General features: G+C 34.7%; 17 protein-coding genes. 13 read left to right on the forward strand and 4 right to left on the reverse strand.

Going from position 1 to position 16385, the window contains the following annotated elements:
- Nucleotides 1–193: 193 nt before the first annotated feature.
- From BN863_RS07830 to BN863_RS07845, 4 genes are all read left to right on the forward strand, one after another.
- On the forward strand, nucleotides 194–364 hold the full coding sequence (locus tag BN863_RS07830) for an adenylosuccinate synthetase (protein WP_038529330.1): 171 nt from the start codon (nucleotides 194–196) through the stop codon (nucleotides 362–364).
- A gap of 83 nt (nucleotides 365–447) precedes the next feature.
- Complete coding sequence (locus BN863_RS07835; RefSeq protein WP_038529332.1) at nucleotides 448–918, forward strand: nucleoside deaminase; 471 nt, start codon at nucleotides 448–450, stop codon at nucleotides 916–918.
- Between the two features lie 136 nt (nucleotides 919–1054).
- Nucleotides 1055–2152 (forward strand): alkene reductase, encoded by a 1098-nt coding sequence (locus tag BN863_RS07840; RefSeq protein WP_038529334.1) that lies wholly within the window; start codon nucleotides 1055–1057, stop codon nucleotides 2150–2152.
- A 268-nt stretch (nucleotides 2153–2420) separates the two neighbouring features.
- Nucleotides 2421–3254, forward strand: a complete 834-nt coding sequence (locus tag BN863_RS07845; protein WP_038529336.1) for a phospholipase A — start codon at nucleotides 2421–2423, stop codon at nucleotides 3252–3254.
- Nucleotides 3255–3323: 69 nt separating this feature from the next.
- Here BN863_RS07845 and BN863_RS07850 read toward each other — a convergent pair whose 3' ends face one another.
- Nucleotides 3324–3620, reverse strand: a complete 297-nt coding sequence (locus tag BN863_RS07850; RefSeq protein ID WP_038529338.1) for a hypothetical protein — start codon at nucleotides 3618–3620, stop codon at nucleotides 3324–3326.
- Between the two features lie 8 nt (nucleotides 3621–3628).
- Entirely contained in the window at nucleotides 3629–3784 is a 156-nt protein-coding gene (locus BN863_RS07855; RefSeq protein WP_038529340.1) for a YqaE/Pmp3 family membrane protein, read from the reverse strand.
- A 314-nt stretch (nucleotides 3785–4098) separates the two neighbouring features.
- On the opposite strand from BN863_RS07855, the gene BN863_RS07860 reads away from it, so the two are divergent.
- Nucleotides 4099–5607: an SLC13 family permease gene (locus BN863_RS07860; protein ID WP_242404085.1), complete on the forward strand. Its 1509-nt coding sequence runs from the start codon at nucleotides 4099–4101 to the stop codon at nucleotides 5605–5607.
- 34 nt (nucleotides 5608–5641) lie between these two features.
- On the opposite strand, the gene BN863_RS07865 is transcribed toward BN863_RS07860, so the two are convergent.
- Nucleotides 5642–6607: a sugar phosphate isomerase/epimerase family protein gene (locus BN863_RS07865; protein ID WP_038529344.1), complete on the reverse strand. Its 966-nt coding sequence runs from the start codon at nucleotides 6605–6607 to the stop codon at nucleotides 5642–5644.
- 220 nt (nucleotides 6608–6827) lie between these two features.
- Here BN863_RS07865 and BN863_RS07870 point away from each other — a divergent pair, with 220 nt between their 5' ends.
- On the forward strand, nucleotides 6828–7697 hold the full coding sequence (locus BN863_RS07870; RefSeq protein WP_148304580.1) for a helix-turn-helix domain-containing protein: 870 nt from the start codon (nucleotides 6828–6830) through the stop codon (nucleotides 7695–7697).
- Between the two features lie 120 nt (nucleotides 7698–7817).
- Nucleotides 7818–8087 carry a CBU_0592 family membrane protein gene (locus BN863_RS07875; protein WP_038529349.1) on the forward strand — a complete coding sequence of 90 codons (270 nt, stop codon included), beginning with the start codon at nucleotides 7818–7820 and terminating at the stop codon, nucleotides 8085–8087.
- A 191-nt stretch (nucleotides 8088–8278) separates the two neighbouring features.
- Here BN863_RS07875 and BN863_RS07880 read toward each other — a convergent pair whose 3' ends face one another.
- Nucleotides 8279–9022 (reverse strand): arylesterase, encoded by a 744-nt coding sequence (locus BN863_RS07880; protein WP_038529351.1) that lies wholly within the window; start codon nucleotides 9020–9022, stop codon nucleotides 8279–8281.
- A gap of 28 nt (nucleotides 9023–9050) precedes the next feature.
- Here BN863_RS07880 and BN863_RS07885 point away from each other — a divergent pair, with 28 nt between their 5' ends.
- The 6 genes from BN863_RS07885 (at nucleotide 9051) to BN863_RS07910 (ending at nucleotide 16376) form a co-directional block, all read left to right on the forward strand.
- Nucleotides 9051–9740: an ABC transporter ATP-binding protein gene (locus BN863_RS07885; RefSeq protein ID WP_038529354.1), complete on the forward strand. Its 690-nt coding sequence runs from the start codon at nucleotides 9051–9053 to the stop codon at nucleotides 9738–9740.
- A gap of 47 nt (nucleotides 9741–9787) precedes the next feature.
- Nucleotides 9788–12283 carry an ABC transporter permease gene (locus BN863_RS07890; protein ID WP_038529356.1) on the forward strand — a complete coding sequence of 832 codons (2496 nt, stop codon included), beginning with the start codon at nucleotides 9788–9790 and terminating at the stop codon, nucleotides 12281–12283.
- Nucleotides 12284–12658: 375 nt separating this feature from the next.
- Nucleotides 12659–13291, forward strand: a complete 633-nt coding sequence (locus BN863_RS07895) for a hypothetical protein (protein WP_038529358.1) — start codon at nucleotides 12659–12661, stop codon at nucleotides 13289–13291.
- A gap of 164 nt (nucleotides 13292–13455) precedes the next feature.
- Nucleotides 13456–14508, forward strand: a complete 1053-nt coding sequence (locus BN863_RS17980) for a restriction endonuclease (RefSeq protein WP_051774615.1) — start codon at nucleotides 13456–13458, stop codon at nucleotides 14506–14508.
- A gap of 163 nt (nucleotides 14509–14671) precedes the next feature.
- A complete protein-coding gene (locus tag BN863_RS07905) occupies nucleotides 14672–15193 on the forward strand; it encodes a GNAT family N-acetyltransferase (protein WP_038529361.1) in 522 nt (173 codons plus the stop codon).
- Between the two features lie 232 nt (nucleotides 15194–15425).
- A complete protein-coding gene (locus tag BN863_RS07910; protein ID WP_038533332.1) occupies nucleotides 15426–16376 on the forward strand; it encodes an SDR family oxidoreductase in 951 nt (316 codons plus the stop codon).
- Nucleotides 16377–16385: the final 9 nt, after the last annotated feature.

The following is a 16385-nucleotide window of genomic DNA, read 5'->3' on the forward strand; positions in this document are numbered from 1 at the left end:
TTTTTGGTAAAGGTAGTCCCGAGAAGTGCCTATTCTTAGCTCTATTATAATAGATGTTAACCCATTCGATGGCAGACACAAATTGTTTCAAAATTTTATCTTATTATTAACTGTTTAAATGATTTGAAACCTCGTTTTTAGTTCATATAAACACCCATTTAACAGCATTTAAATATTTTAAAAAATCAAAATCATGATACACAGATGCATTACATTATTTGCTCAGTTACCATTAGGAACCCCTAATCCAGATGACAATGAACCTTTAGATTTTTCAGACCCATTTAATATTGTGGTTTTTATCATTTTACCTATCGTAGCCGTAATTCTTTATATGGTTTGGCGAAAAAACCGAAGAAAATAATACGCGCATTAATCTGTTATTACAGACTATCATTCGTATTTTAGAGGATTACAAAAGACATTTTTAAGATAATTAGGAAGAACATGTGCAAAGAAAAATTTATGCAGGAAGCTGTAGCTGCAGCGCTTAGAGGAATGAATAATAATGAAGGTGGCCCTTTTGGCTGTGTAATTGTTAAAGATGGAAAAATTGTAGGACGTGGTAATAATAAAGTCACTTCTACTAATGACCCAACAGCGCATGCAGAAGTGACAGCCATACGTGATGCGTGTAAAAACTTAGGTGCGTTTCAATTAGACGGTTGCGAAATTTACACCTCTTGCGAACCCTGTCCAATGTGTCTAGGCGCTATTTATTGGGCAAGACCAGATAAAGTGTACTACGGAAGCAATCAAGAGGATGCTGCACACATTGGTTTCGACGATGCGTTTATCTATAAGGAAATTCCATTACCCTACGAGAAACGAAGTATTCCGTTTGAACAACTTGCACGCGATATGGCCTTAGAACCTTTTCAAGAGTGGACTAAAAAAGTTGATAAAACGGCGTATTAGATTTTCGGATTGAGGTCTGAAATTAAAATAATAATGTATGTGTAGTCTGTTTTAAATGTGTTTTTATCGATTATTTAATATCAACAATCAGTATATAACAAGTTAAAACCTAACATCAATTATAATACATAACATAATGAGTAAACAACACCTATTAACACCATATAATAAAAATATAAAACTAAATAACCGCATTGTAATGGCACCCATGACGAGAAGTCGCGCCGACAATGAGGGCAAAGAACCTACAGATGAGTTACACGCATTATATTACGAGCAACGTGCTTCCGCAGGGTTAATTATTACAGAAGGCTCTCAAGTATCTCGAGAAGCTACAGGCTATATTAATACACCCGGAATTTATACAGAAGCACAAGTTGAAGGTTGGAAAAAAGTAACTAAACGTGTTCACGATAAAGGCGGAACTATCTTTATTCAGTTATGGCATGTGGGACGTATTTCGCATCCCGATTTTCATGATGGTGATTTACCTGTGTCGGCTTCAGCCATAAATCCCGAAGCAAAATCTTTTACACCAGAAGGGTTTAAAGATACCGTGACTCCAAAAGCAATGACTGTTGCAGAAATTAAACGCACAGTTAAAGACTTTCAAAATGCCGCCATAAATGCGGTTGAAGCAGGTTTTGATGGTGTAGAGATTCATTCATCTAACGGGTATTTATTTCAACAATTTTTCAATAACTGCTCTAATACTAGAACAGATGATTATGGCGGAAGTAAAGAAAATAATTCACGTTTCTTTTTCGAGGTCTTAGATGCTATAAAAGAAGTGATTCCACAAGAAAAAATAGGTGCACGTTTTAATCCGTCACTTCACGGAATGTCTGGAATTACTGTAGATGAAGAAACTATTCCAACTTTTGAATACATTATAAAACGATTGAATGACTATAATTTAGCCTATGTACATTTATCGGAACCATTTACAGATGTGTCCGATGTTCCATTTGCTGTCACAGAAGTTGCTAAACATTTTCGTCCGTTATACAATGGCACATTAATGATAAACAATGGTTTCGACAAAGCACAAGGAAACAACGTGATTGAAGCAGGAGATGCCGATTTAGTGGCGTATGGAAAGTTATATATTTCGAATCCTGATTTAGTTGAACGTTTCGAAAATGATTTAGATTTAGCTGAATGGGATAAAGATACTTTCTACACCACTGGAGAAAAAGGATATACAGATTATCCAAAAGCATCGCAATCTTAGAGTAGAACCGATTAGTAATTGGAACTTAAAAACAATAGAACAGCATCCTCGACGGGGATGCTGTTTCATTTTAATAGCTTTATAATTTTTAATACACGGTACTATTGAAATACAAAATGAAACGTTAAACGCGATAGTGTCAAAACTTTTAAGATACGGATTAAAGTACCGCCCGATTATTACTAAATTTGCAGGACTTTACCTGAATACACTTGGGTAATTCGGGTTACACGATAACCGCCATAATTCAAAAAATTATAAACACTTTATGAGAAAGCAATTTCTAATACTGGGACTATTTTTTATAGTCTCACACGTATTTTCGCAAACCTATACCCGTGAAGAAGTTAATAGGTCGCTTAACGAAGATGCTCGATTTTCAATACACGAAGATAATTACATCATTACAGGGATCCCGACCAACAAGCATGTGGATTCTGAAACCGCAGATATTAAATATCAAATTAGTTTTAAGCAATTGCTGAGTCGGAATCCAATAGTTTGGGATTCTTATTTGTATGTAACCTATACACAAAAAGCGTTTTGGAATATTTATGAATTTTCTAGTCCGTTTGAAGAGATAAATTTTAATCCTTCTGTGGGATTAAGCAAAGTGGTTTACAATAATAATGATGAGGCTAAAGCTATTGTTTCGTTAATGTTAAATCATGAATCGAACGGACGAGATAGCATTTATTCTAGAAGTTGGAATAGTATAAACTTAAAATATTCTACAGCCTTAAGTAAGAAAAGTATTTTAAGTGTAGAGTTGTGGGCTCCTTTTGTAGATAAAGTAAACAATCCCGATTTGATAGATTATATCGGAATATCTAAATTTACGTATTCTTACGATATTATCCCTGAAAAGCTTAATGCCGAAATCGCTTTAAAAAAGGGTTTGGAGTGGGATTGGAAAGGCTCGATACGCACCCGATTATATTATAATCCGTTTAAATCAACCAATCAATATTTCATGTTAGAGTATTTTGCGGGATATGGCGAAAGCCTAATAAATTACGAACAATTTAATAGCATGGTCAGGCTTGGCTTTGTTATTAAAACCAACGAATTAGAATTTTTAAAGTATAGAATACAAGAATAAACAAAAAGCACTACATAATTTATGTAGTGCTTTTCTGTTTTAAACGATTCAATTTATAATTAAAACGCTTTATTCTCTCTCCGATTTTGTGATAGGCCGTTCAGTATTTTCATTATGTTCGGTTCCTAAACCGTGATGTTCATTTTCTTCATCACGGGGTGGTTTTCCGTTAGTTAATGGTCGTGCCGGACTCGCACCTGGAATGTCTAAGTTATTAGCAGCAAAATCAGGTTCGTGTCTACGTTTCTTAAGTAACTGATCATCGCCACCATCTTGTCTTAAATTTCCAGACTTATCGCCTAAAATGGATTGGTCTTCTTTTGTAATTTCCGGATTATAATCTGTGTTCTTTTTATCTTTCTTCATAATATCAATTATTTACTGTTAACATAAAAGGCATGAATTACTCCTGGTAACCATCCTAAAAGGGTTAGCAAAATACTTACTAATAAGGTTGTTCCAATACCGTGCTTTAAAAATACAGCTACTGGTGGTAATAATATACTTAATATAATTGTGAGTAATGACATGCTTTTAATTTTTGGTTATACCCAAATGTAAGGCCTATATGTTGGGTTGTTTGACTCAAATCATTAAAGTTTGAATGCATTTACTTGAAACGTTTTAATAGCACTCTAAAATAATTTCAATTTATTTATAGAGTGCTATTCATAAACCATTTTAAATTTATAACTTGTTTACACTAAGTTTTTTAGAACTTATGTTTTAAGACAGGATGAATTAATTAACCATTAATTATAACCACATCTTGTGTATATAACAATAAAAACAAACTAACTCGACCTACGGTATGTCAGCTTTAGAGACAAACACCGCGATTAATATGAAATTAATAATCGTGGGATTACTTATATTTTTCAGCATTATTTTCTTTGTTGAATTACAACCTGGGAAACCCGAAGTAACCTATACAGCAGCCATTGCTTTTTTAATGGCGTTTTGGTGGGTTACAGAAGCTTTACCAATTGGTATCACTTCTTTTCTTCCTATAATTTTATTTCCTGTGTTAGGCGTCTTAGATGGTAAAGATATTTCTGATGCCTATATAAATTATGTCATTTTTCTATTTATCGGGGGGGTTATTATGGCTTTGGCTATGGAAAAATGGGACCTGCATAAACGGATTGCTTTAAAGATTTTGTCTGTAGTAGGAGGGAGTCCGTTTCGGATTATGTTAGGCTTTATGCTCGCGTCTTCATTTTTATCGATGTGGATGTCTAATACTGCTACGGCCATGATGATGTTACCCATTGCGTTTTCGGTAACATCTGCTTTAGAGGACGTTTATGGCGAAGGAAAAATCAGTGCGTTTGCTGCAGGTTTACTCTTATCTATTGCCCATGCCTGTTCTATTGGAGGTATAGCAACGCTAGTGGGAACGCCTCCAAATTTATCGTTCTTACGCATATTTGAAATTATTTATCCCAATGCGCCAGAGATTTCTTTCGGACAATGGATTACGTTTGCGTTTCCCATTACGGTTATGATTTTTCTGTTCTCGTTGTCTTTATTATACATCTCTTATAAACCTAAAGGCAAAATAGAAACTTTAGATGCATCATTTTTTAAGGATAAATATAAGGCGCTTGGTGTTGTAAGTGCCGAACAAAAACGGGTATTTGTATTGTTTGTTTCTTTGGCCTTGTTGTGGGTGTTTCGTTCTGATTTAAATCTCGGATTTATACGCATTCCGGGGTGGAGCACTTGGTTTAAAAATCCTAAGTTTTTAAATGATGGTACGGTTGCTATTTTTATAGCCATGTTATTATTTATTGTGCCTTCAACCAAAAAGAATGAAGCTTTAGTAAGTTGGAAAATCATGGCGAAATTACCTTGGCATATCGTCTTTTTATTTGGTGGTGGCTTTGCTTTAGCAAAAGGATTTATCGATTCTGGATTGTCTATGTATGTAGGCGGACTCTTAACGAGTACAGGGAATATGTCTGCTATTAACTTGGTGGGGACGCTTACAGCATTAATGTCTGTGCTTACAGAATTTACGTCTAATACAGCAACTACAGAAATGCTATTACCTATTGTTTCGGGATTGGCAACAGAAATTCAGGTGAATCCGTTACTTATTATGATACCGGTGACTTTAGCGGCATCAATGGCCTTTATGTTACCCATTGCCACACCTCCAAATGCGATTGTTTTTGGAACGGGAAAACTAAAAATGATTCAAATGATAAAAACTGGACTCATAATCGACATATTTGCCACTATTGTTATCGTACTTATGACGCTGTTTTGGGGCACGATTATATTCGACATCGACCCCAATGTGTTTCCAGAATGGGCGGAGCAATCGGCAAAAGTGATTACGCATTAAATAGGTTTAAGAATGTACGTAATTATATTACATACTAAGCGTCTTTCCAAGCCTGTCTTAAGTATATTAAGTCTTTGGTAATACGGCTTAGTACTTCTTGCCTAGGCATGCTAATCGTGTTCAAACCACGTTCTGCACCTCCCAAATCGTATTCAACATGTAACGACACGGGTACTTGAATGTTATACTGTTTTAATAAAGAAAAATAACGTTTAAAATCGACCATACCTTCACCTAATGGGACGTTTATAAGTTCCCAACTACCATTTACAAGTCCCCATTTTACATCTTTTATAACAATGGTATTAATATACGGTTTTATGCGTCTTAATCCGAGTTCCCAGCTTTTAGCTCCTTCAACAACGGCATGTCTAATATCGTATTGGCATCCTAAATGTGTGCCTTTCAGGTCTTTTAAAATTGTATCTAAATCCCAAATAGCTGCTCCTACATGATTTCCTGCATGGTTCTGATATCCACCAATTAAATTCAATTCTGCGTTAAGCAATTCTAAAGCATTGGCTTGTTTAGCATATAACTTTAAACTGTCGTCTAAAGATCGGTCCTCAGGATAACTTAACCAATTGGTACGGTAGTGTGTAAATCCCAATTGACTAGCCGTTTCTAATACCGTTTTTTCTGAAGTCTTGCTAATGTCCCACACAGCGGTAGACATCAATTTTGTTTTAAGTCCTTGTGCTTTCATTGCAGTAACCGCTTTTGGTAAGTCTACAGTAACGCGTTCTGGCAAAACATGACCTTTTGGTCTTACGGTTAAATCAAGGCCGTCAAAGCCCATCTGAGCTGCAGCTTCAGACATGGCGTTGTAGTCTAAAAACTGTAAATGTTTCGAAAATAAATGCACTTCAAGTTCGTCTGCAGCATTAAAATTGCGATGTTCTAATCCCGATTGAAACGAATACAACGGAATACTACCTAATCCTAAAGCTGTTAGTTTTGCAAAATCTCGTCTCGAATATGTATTTGGTCGCTTATCCATGGGCACTTTTAGTTTTATGTTAGTAAGATAATATTTTTAAAGGAAACATAGGAGGATAGATTGCATCGTCTTTAACAACTACTAATGTGCTGAGCGATTTAAAAGCCTTGACTAGTTAAAACATACACCTTAATTATTTGCTGATTTTTTTTGATACCTGCCTGATATGTTCAATAAAAAAATATCCTATGTTTGCGCTTTCTAAATAAGGTGCTTTTCAGTGATATCAGATATTAAAAAATATTGGTTTAAAACAGGCGTACTCCACGAGTTTGAAGTCGTAAATTTAAAGGATTTGTATGCCAAATCTTTTGATGAACTCACGGTACCACACCGCACAGAATTTTATCAAATTATCTGGTTTAAAAAAGGCAGTCCCAAACATATGGTCGACTTTAATCCCATAGACATTAAACCCAATTCCCTTTTATTTGTCGATAAAAATAGTGTGCAGCGTTATGATGACACCGAATACATAGACGGGGAAGTTTTAATGTTTAGCGATAATTTTTTCTGTAAAACAGAAGTCGATACTAAGTTTTTAAGAAGTTGTATGTTGTTTAACGATCTACATGCAGTGTCTAATATTACCTTAAATACGGGATTAACTAAAATATTTAATAGCTCGTTTCAGCTGATTAAAACCGAATTAAAAACTAACGCTGATACATTTCAGTCGGATATTCTCCGAAATTATCTTCAGAACATTCTTGTAATTTCCGAACGCGCACGTCAGAATATTAGAACTACAAAATTAAACAAAGGTCCAGATTTAGAGTGTGTTATCAGGTTTAGAGATGTGTTAGACAAGCAGTTTCATATGCTTAAGTCGGTGAGTAAATATGCCTTGCAATTGGGAGTTACTGAAAAACGCCTTAATGCGGCCACATTAAAAATCATGGCGCAATCTCCAAAACAAATGATAGATTCTAGAATAATATTAGAAGCAAAACGTTTGTTGGTACACACTACAGATAGTGTTAAAGAAATTGCGTATACACTTGGTTTTGAAGAACCTACAAACTTTGTAAAATACTTCAAGAAGCACCAGCAGGTAACGCCTTTAGAGTTTAGAAATCGTTTTAAATAGATTTTTTTAAAATGGCGTAAATTTACCATTTTTAGCGCCTTTTATATCATTTAAAATAAGTCCTCTTACAAGACATTTGCACTTTAATTTAACTACAAAAACAGAATCAAATTTAGTGAAATGAAATTGTTAATAGATGTATTAGGGTGGTCAGGATCTGGCTTATTAGTTCTAGCATATGGACTAACCCTTATAGAAAACAATAAGTACGTAAACTACTCGAAGTACTTAAATCTTTTTGGTGCAATTATAATAGCAATAAACTGTTATTATTATAATGCATTACCATCTTTTGTTGCCAATTTAATTTGGAGTGTTATGGCCACTTTAACCTTGTATAAAACCAAGAAAAAAGAAGGCTTTTTTATGAAACCAAAGCTTAAAGTTTAGGGTTTTAATTACGGTGAAATTTACCATGTAGTGGATTATTTTTATCATTTAAAACTATAAGCACTCTAGTTTTCACATGTACAGAATTAGTATAAAACAGCAGCAGGTTACCATGAGTAACCTGCTGCTGTTTTTGTTAAAATGGTAATCTAACTAAAGTGCTTTAAATTGTTAAAGAGCATATAATTAAGTTACATAACCAAAGGCCCTAAAACATCCCAAACGGTATTGGCTACTAATTTATGCCCTTTAACATTAGGATGAATACCATCGCCTTGATTAAGGCTGGCAATACCACCCACATCTTCTAAAATAAAAGGAATAAAAGCAATGTTGTTTTCGGTCGCTAAATCTGAAAATACAGTTTTAAATTCGGTTGTATATGTTGCACCCATATTTGGTGGTAATTGCATGCCGGCAAGTACAATTTTTGTCTCTGGGCTTTTAGTTTTTACCACATTAATAATGGCTTGTAAATTGGCACGTGTTTCTGATACTGGTACGCCACGTAAGCCATCATTGGCTCCTAGCTCTAACAAGAATACAGTTGGTTTTTGCTTAATTACCCAATCAATCCGGCTTTTTCCACCAGCAGTGGTTTCTCCACTCACACCAGAGTTAATTACGGTATAGCCTAAATTTAAAGAATCTATAGTCTGTTGTAAAATCCCTGGATAAGCATCGTTTGTATCGTCTAAACCATATCCTGCGGTAATACTATCTCCAAAACATAAAATGGTTTTGTCTTTTGTTTCTGGTGCCGTTGTGGTTTCTGTTTGATTATCAGTAGTCTGTGTTTTTGTGGTGTTGTCAGTCTTCGCATCTCCACAAGAATAGAGTAGGAGTGCCGTAATAATATAACAAAACTTTATGAGTTTCGGAATGCCGAAAGATGGTAGATGTGAATGCAATTTGTTATTTTGAGCAGCGTACATAAAAAGAGATTTAAATAGATAAGATTATATGCCAAAGATATTAAAGATTACTGGCTTAGAAAAGACATATACAAGCGGTAACAAACAATTAACGGTATTGCATGACATCGCGTTCGATGTCGAGCAAGGCCAAATATTTTCAATCGTTGGGCCATCGGGAAGTGGGAAAACCACATTACTAGGGTTATGCGCTGGATTAGATCAGCCCAATGCAGGAACAGTAGAATTATGTGGTGTCGATTTAAACGCTTTAAATGAAGATGAACGTGCCCAATTGCGAAATGAAAAGGTGGGATTTATTTTTCAGAATTTTCAATTACTTCCAACCTTAACTGCTTTAGAAAATGTAAGTGTACCTCTAGAATTACAAGGTGCTAAAAATGCTACTGAAAAAAGTTTAGAGTTATTAGACAAAGTAGGTTTAAAAGACCGTGTACATCATTATCCGTCTCAACTTTCTGGAGGCGAACAACAACGTGTGGCCTTAGCGCGGGCGTTTGTAAATGCACCAACTATTTTGTTTGCCGATGAGCCTACTGGGAATTTAGATGAAGATACTGGAGAGAAAGTTATTCAATTACTATTGGAACTGAATAAAGCCCATGGCACTACTTTGGTAATTATTACGCACGATTTAGAATTGGCCAACCGCACGCAACACATCTTAAAATTAAAAGGTGGAAAAATAATCACGAACGAACCTACAGCAACACTTTGAGTCACTTTAACACCTTCAAAAAATTAAACTTTTCTTGGCTTTTTAAAATGGCTTGGCGCGATGCCAAAGCGAGTAAAGTCCGTTTATTACTTTTTATGGCGTCCATTATTTTGGGGATTGCCGCAGTAGTTTCAATTCAACTGTTCAGCTCTAATTTAAAAGATAATTTACAAAGTCAGTCTAAAGTTTTAATGGGCGCCGATTATATTATCGATTCCAAACAAGAACCCACGGCTCGTGCACAAGCGATAATTGATTCTTTACAACCAGACGCTTCCGAAGTTAATTTTGTGTCTATGATTGCGTTCCCCAAAAATGGCGGTACAAAATTAGTAAAGGTTCAAGGTCTTGAAGGAGGCTTTCCATTTTACGGTAGTATAGAAACTACGCCTGCTTCGGCAGCTACAGATTATCAGCGTTCTGGTGGTGCTTTAGTAGATGCCACCTTAATGTTGCAGTTTGATGCTAAACCAGGTGATTCTGTAAAAATTGGAGAGCTAACCTTACCTATTGTTGGGGCTTTAAAATCTATGCCCGGAAATTCTGCCGTGTCGAGTTCTGTTGCGCCACCAGTGGTTATTCCGCGGCGGTTTGTCGATGCCACAGCACTGTTGCAGTTTGGTAGTCGTAAAGAATTTCAGTATTTCTTTAAAGCTTCCGATACGTTAAATTTAAAACGATTAGAAACCGATTTAGAACCTAAATTAGAATTCGAAAAAGCCGACTTAGACACGCACACCAGCACGTCTAAACGTTTGGGTAGACGCTACGACAATGTTGGGAAGTTTCTAAATCTAGCCGCCTTTATAGCCTTATTGCTAGGGTGTATTGGTATTGCGAGCTCGGTACATATTTATATTAAAGAAAAATTAAAAGCCATAGCCGTGCTAAAATGTATGGGCGCCTCTAGACTTCAAAGTTTCCTGATTTTCCTGATTCAAATTGCAGGAATCGGAATTTTAGGCGGTGCCATAGGAGCGTTAATAGGTGTAGGTCTTCAACTCATATTTCCATACCTCTTACAAGAGTTTTTACCATTTACTTTAGACATTTCTATTTCAGCACAACCGCTTTTTATAGGCGTGTTACTCGGGTTATTCATGTCGGTTTTATTCGCCCTTTTACCATTACTTCGTACGTGGTATGTTTCGCCTTTAGAGGTGTTACGGGTCAATGAAGACGGAATCCAAGAACCTAAGTCCGTACGCTTTTTACTTTTTGGAGCCATTTTAGTTTTCCTATTTTTATTCTCGTTTTGGTTAATTAAAGATGCTAAATATGCCTTGTTTTTTGTGGGCGCTACAGTCATAACCTTTACATTATTGGCATTGGTAGCTTTAGGGTTTATAAAGACCATTAAACGTTATTTTCCAAAACATTGGAGCTTTACAGCCCGACAGAGTTTATTAAATTTATTCAGACCCAACAATCAAACCGTGGTTTTAGTGGTAGCTATTGGGTTAGGAACGTTTTTAATAAGCACCTTGTATTTTACCAAAGCTGTATTATTAGCTAAAACAGAAGTCGGTCAGCATACCGAAGACGCTAATATTATTATTTTAGATGTACAGCCGGAGCAGCGCGAAGCCGTATCGCAGCGTATTATGTCTAAGAATTTACCCGTATTAAGTAATATTCCGTTAGTTACTATGCGTATGCAACAAATTAATGGAGATTTGGTAAACACCATTCGCCAAGATAGTACACGACAAATTCGCAGATGGGTGTTAAATCATGAGTTTAGAACCACGTATCGCGATACGTTAATCGATTCAGAACACATAATAGCAGGCGAGTGGATACCCGAATTACAAGCGGGCGACCCGATACAAATTTCAATTTCAGATAATCTCGCAGAAGATGCCAAATTAAGTGTAGGCGATTCGGTAGTGTTTAATGTGCAAGGGGTACTTATGGAAACTACGGTAGGAAGTATACGGGAAGTCGATTGGTCTCAGGTACAACTTAATTTTACTGTGGTGTTTCCAAAAGGCGTGTTAGAAGATGCCCCGCAATTTAATGTGTTAACCACCATAGTAAAAGATGAAAGCAGTTCGGCAGCCCTACAACAAGATTTGGTAAAACGTTTTCCAAACGTGTCTATTATAGACTTAAGACAAGTGTTTAGCTTGGTAGAATCGATTTTAGAGAAAGTGTCTTGGGTGATTAATTTTATGGCGTTCTTCAGCATTTTTACTGGAATAATAGTTTTAATTGGTTCGATTAGAACCAGTAAATATCAACGGATAAAAGAGCAAGTGTTGTTACGTACACTAGGAGCCAAAAACAAACAAATCTTACAAATTTCTGCTTTTGAATATCTCTTCTTAGGCCTTTTAGGAAGTTTGGTTGGTGTACTATTGGCTTTAATAGCAAGTTTATGTTTAGCTGTATTTGTGTTTAAAGAAGCCTTTATACCCTCAGGAATTCCGTTTTTTGTTATTTTACCTGGCATTACTCTATTGGTACTTGGTATTGGATTAAGTAATATTCAATCGGTGTTACAACGATCCCCGTTAGAAGTCTTGCGAAAAGAAGGTTAAGGCTTGTGTACACGTCTTGATATAACTTAAAACACATCATATATTTTACCCCTTACAATCCAGATTCTAGAATTTAATTTACAGCTCTAAAATCTGGATTCTTTTTTTGAAATCCCACCGATTCCCATCGGAAATTTGAGTCCGATTATAATTCAACCGCATGTTTTTATAGGATATTAAGAATTTTAATGTGTAAAAACCAACAATCTAGTGCTTACGCAGTAAGACTACTATTATACGCTTTTTAGAACTCATTTTATATTTTAGTAATGCGTACATAAAAAACGTATCGTATTTGTGCACTATATATCTTATATTTGAGTATATAAGCACTTATGTGATATATACAAACGTTGTACAACATTTGACCAAACAATGAAAATCACAGTTTTAACGATATTGTTTTTAGTTTTTTTAAGTTGCAAAAATGCGACTGAAAAGGGAACTGAACAAACCCAAATCGTTGTTGATTCGACTGGATTAAAAATAGAAAAAGCTGAAAAGCCGACCGAAAACTCAAAACTGATTTCCTTTCTTGAAAACCCAATTGACTTACAGAAATTCAAGTCAAAGAATAACGGAAATGTAACAACGAGTGTAAATAACGGATTGAAATATCAATATCATCCTGCAATCAATGATTCAATATTTTATGGTTACAATTTTATAACTGACAGCATTGGACCAAAAGGAATAAACGAAATTGTAGTTTTTAAATACGGAGAAAACAAACATAGATTTGAAGACGAAACTGAAATTCTAATAGAAATGAGGATTTTTAATAAAGATTCGGATTTGGGAAAAGCAAATCTAATCGGACTTTCTAAAAAGGAATTGGAATCTGAATTCGGAAATCACTATCTGACTTTCGACAATGGAATTGCTTACTCGAATAAAAATAAAGTGTTGATACTTGAACTTGAAAACTCAAAAATCAAATCTTATAATTATATAAAATTAAGTACTGAAAAAATCGATATTGATTTAATCAGAAAAATAGCGGAATAAAAAAACGTTGTACAACAACGTATAAAAATAATTGCTATTTTGTGCTTAAATAAAGGTAGTTGCGTATTTGCTACATCTGAATTTCCTTCGGAAATTCCTCGCACGCAAACACGCAACTATTCTTATACAAAACCGTTAGGCATAATTTAAAAAACACGAACTAAATGACAATAGACTGGAGTCGAATTTCACCTGATAGATTTGAACAATTATGTACTGATATAATAAGAAGTGAAGGCTTTTACAACATCCGTAGAATGGGAGGTTCTGGAGATAGAGGTCGAGATATTATAGCTCAAAAACAAACGCAATTATTTTTCGGCTCGAAAGAAACCCAAAATTGGATAGTTCAATGTAAAAGATTAGTAAAAACAAACCTCTCAATAGATGATTTGAGTTCTGAATTGAACAAAGTTAGAATGCATCAGATAGATTATTATTTGGTAATCTTATCAAATACTTTGAAGCCAAATCTAGTTGACTGGATTGACGGAATAAGCAAAGATTATCCATTCAAAATAATAATTAATGATATCGATTGGCTTGAAAGTCAATTAAAAAGAGAGCCAAGTCTTTATAAACATTACTTCGAAAATGATGATAGAAACGAGCAAATCTATTCGTTAAAAAACTCAACTGATTTACAAATCTATACCGCAGGAAAAATGCCGAGTATTGCACTGAGAGGACAAATCACAAAGTGGCGTAATGATTTAGAAATAAGTTCTTCAAAGCTCAAAAACAAAATTGGCTTTTACCATCCAGAGTTTGCTGGTTGCGACCACACAGGAATTTATTTATCCGAAACTGTACAATCTGATTTTAGAATGATATCTCAATCGAACCTTCTGATTGCCTATTTAGAAGATAATGAACAATTTGGTACAATTTCAGAGATTATGATAGCGTATTCAATGAACAAACAAATAGCAATATTCATTGACGAGAAAATCAAGAAAGAAATTACAGTTCCTGAATTAGAAAGTGAACACTCAGTAAATCCAGAATATTACGAACAGGTTTATGAAAAAGTATTTAAAACGAATCACTCGTGTCCTTGCGACTTGATGAATGAATTACAACCCATTCATTTAAATGAATATTGGTTTATGATAGAATTTTTAAGGTTAAGACAACCAGACACATTTATCAAAATGACCAATTCTGAAAATTTAAACAAGGACATTATTGGATATTTAAAAGAATTTGAAAAATAAAAACTATGCCTAACAACATATATAATTTATTGCTAGTTCTAGCCTACTTACGAAAATCCTCGCGGATTTTCTTGGTTTGTGTTTTATTTACTAAATTCAGTGCTTAAAACACGCAACAAACCATATATAAACACGTTGTGTGTAAGCTGGAAGAACTGTACAAATGAGAGTAATCTTAGAAACAAATCGACTTTTATTAAGAGAATTTAATCTTCATGATGCTGAAAACTTTTATAACCTAAACCGAAATCCAAACGTCATAAAATATACTGGAAATTCTGCCTTCAAAAGTATTGAAGAAGCAAAAATATTTCTAGAAAATTACCAAGACTACAAATTAAATGGATATGGAAGATGGGCTGTAATAAATAAAGAAAATAATAATTTTATCGGTTGGTGCGGACTGAAATTAGGAGAAATAGAAAATGAAACTGATATCGGATTTCGATTTTTTGAAAAAGTTTGGAATAAAGGCTATGCGACAGAAAGTGCTAAAGCTTGCTTACATTATGGATTTGAAAAACTAAATCTGACACGAATTATTGGAAGAGCAATGAATGAAAATATTGGTTCAATTAAAGTTTTGGAAAAAATTGGACTTGAATTTGAGCAAAACACAAACTTTCAAGGACAAGATGCCGTAATATATAAAATCGAAAAAAAGCCTACACACAACAATGTATAACCGCAATTACGGCGGATTCGACTACGTCCGAATCCACTCGGAATTGCTAACGTCAGTGCTAAACCGAAAATAATCGCTAATTTAACCCGTAACTGACGGTTATACGAGACCGTTGTGTGTAATTACCACTCAAACCAAAAAGTATCCAATATTTGAAAATCCGTATAAGAAGTTAAGACTACTTCTACTCGACCTTTGTCTTATAATTTTAATCTTTAAAAATATGGACAAAATGAATACAAACCAATTTGGGAATAAAGGTTGGACACCTGATAGAATCGGAAACTTAAAAGGCAAAATATATGTCCTAACAGGAACTACAAGCGGAACAGGATTTGAAGCAGCGAAAATATTGCTATCAAAAGGAGCAAAAGTTGTAATGCTTAATAGAAACCCAAAGAAAGCAGAAGACACCATTAAAACTTTAAAGCAAGAACTTGGAAATCATATAAACGTTGTAGCTATAAAAATGGATTTGGCTGTACAAGATTCAGTAAAAAAAGCAGCAGAAGAAGTTATAAAAACAGTACCACAAATTGATGCACTTATCTGTAATGCAGCAATTGCCCAAGTACCTAAACAGACGCTAACTACAGATGGTTGGGAAAGTCAAATGGGAACGAATTATTATGGAAATTTTACGCTTCAAGCATTATTGTTCCCACTTATTGAAAAATCCAAAGGTCGAATTGTAACAGTAGGAAGTTTGGGATATGATATGGGAATTAAAACCATCAAATTTGATGATTTGAATTGGGATAAAGATTACACGCCTAATAATGCATATAGTCAAAGTAAACTGGCGCAGATACTGTCTATGTACGAATTACAAGATAGATTAAAAGAAGCTGGGAAAACAGATGTTAAAGCTTACGCTTGTCATCCTGGTTCTTCAAGAACCAACTTAATAAATTCAAGTGGTAGTTTTATGATGAAATTCATCTTTAATCTAATGAAATTATCACCATTAACACAATCAGCTGAAAAAGGTGCTTACCCACAATTGATGTGTGCTACAGAACCTAATTTAGACCAAAGTAGTTTTTATGGTCCAACGGGAAGAAATAATTGGACTGGTCCTGTTGGAGCACATAAATTAGAATCACACGCAAAAGATAAGGTCGTATCAAATAAATTATGGGAACTTTCGGAGAAAGAAACAGGTATAAAATGGAATATATAAATTTGTATA

The sequence above is a fragment of the Formosa agariphila KMM 3901 genome, assembly GCF_000723205.1.
Lineage (GTDB): Bacteria > Bacteroidota > Bacteroidia > Flavobacteriales > Flavobacteriaceae > Formosa > Formosa agariphila.

What these genes read in the sequence shown, in the direction of transcription:
- BN863_RS07890 (WP_038529356.1), top strand. Translation starts at nt 9,788, where the DNA reads ATGGCTTGGCGCGATGCCAAAGCGAGTAAAGTCCGTTTATTACTTTTT.
- BN863_RS07895 (WP_038529358.1), top strand. Translation starts at nt 12,659, where the DNA reads ATGAAAATCACAGTTTTAACGATATTGTTTTTAGTTTTTTTAAGTTGC.
- BN863_RS07855 (WP_038529340.1), bottom strand. Translation starts at nt 3,784, where the DNA reads ATGTCATTACTCACAATTATATTAAGTATATTATTACCACCAGTAGCT.
- BN863_RS07845 (WP_038529336.1), top strand. Translation starts at nt 2,421, where the DNA reads ATGAGAAAGCAATTTCTAATACTGGGACTATTTTTTATAGTCTCACAC.
- BN863_RS07875 (WP_038529349.1), top strand. Translation starts at nt 7,818, where the DNA reads ATGAAATTGTTAATAGATGTATTAGGGTGGTCAGGATCTGGCTTATTA.
- BN863_RS07880 (WP_038529351.1), bottom strand. Translation starts at nt 9,022, where the DNA reads ATGTACGCTGCTCAAAATAACAAATTGCATTCACATCTACCATCTTTC.
- BN863_RS07885 (WP_038529354.1), top strand. Translation starts at nt 9,051, where the DNA reads ATGCCAAAGATATTAAAGATTACTGGCTTAGAAAAGACATATACAAGC.
- BN863_RS07850 (WP_038529338.1), bottom strand. Translation starts at nt 3,620, where the DNA reads ATGAAGAAAGATAAAAAGAACACAGATTATAATCCGGAAATTACAAAA.
- BN863_RS07830 (WP_038529330.1), top strand. Translation starts at nt 194, where the DNA reads ATGATACACAGATGCATTACATTATTTGCTCAGTTACCATTAGGAACC.
- BN863_RS07840 (WP_038529334.1), top strand. Translation starts at nt 1,055, where the DNA reads ATGAGTAAACAACACCTATTAACACCATATAATAAAAATATAAAACTA.
- BN863_RS07905 (WP_038529361.1), top strand. Translation starts at nt 14,672, where the DNA reads ATGAGAGTAATCTTAGAAACAAATCGACTTTTATTAAGAGAATTTAAT.
- BN863_RS07860 (WP_242404085.1), top strand. Translation starts at nt 4,099, where the DNA reads ATGAAATTAATAATCGTGGGATTACTTATATTTTTCAGCATTATTTTC.
- BN863_RS07865 (WP_038529344.1), bottom strand. Translation starts at nt 6,607, where the DNA reads ATGGATAAGCGACCAAATACATATTCGAGACGAGATTTTGCAAAACTA.
- BN863_RS07910 (WP_038533332.1), top strand. Translation starts at nt 15,426, where the DNA reads ATGAATACAAACCAATTTGGGAATAAAGGTTGGACACCTGATAGAATC.
- BN863_RS07835 (WP_038529332.1), top strand. Translation starts at nt 448, where the DNA reads ATGTGCAAAGAAAAATTTATGCAGGAAGCTGTAGCTGCAGCGCTTAGA.
- BN863_RS17980 (WP_051774615.1), top strand. Translation starts at nt 13,456, where the DNA reads ATGACAATAGACTGGAGTCGAATTTCACCTGATAGATTTGAACAATTA.